Source organism: Paraprevotella clara YIT 11840, from assembly GCF_000233955.1.
Lineage (GTDB): Bacteria > Bacteroidota > Bacteroidia > Bacteroidales > Bacteroidaceae > Paraprevotella > Paraprevotella clara.
The window spans coordinates 1-221 of the sequence record NZ_JH376697.1 but is presented as its reverse complement, the minus strand read 5'-3'; the positions used below and the strand labels follow the sequence as shown (position 1 = coordinate 221).

General features: G+C 30.8%; 1 protein-coding gene. It reads left to right on the top strand.

Translation table 11 applies throughout. The features are described from left to right. Positions 1-221 (top strand): HepT-like ribonuclease domain-containing protein (locus HMPREF9441_RS17150; RefSeq protein ID WP_008623550.1); only part of this gene is annotated, 221 nt, incomplete at both ends.

Genomic DNA, 221 nt, shown 5'->3' with positions numbered 1-221 from the left:
GTTATATGATGTGCTTAATGCTATTGTTGAGATAGAAAGTTATTTTGAAGAACATACTACTTTTGAAGAGTTTAAAAGTGATTTGAAAACCAAAAGAGCAGTAGAAAGAAATATTGAGATAATAGGAGAAGCTATGAATCGTATTTTGAAGAAAGATAGTGAGATTCAGATAACACAAGCACGTCAGATAGTAGATGTTCGCAATAGAATTATACACGGTT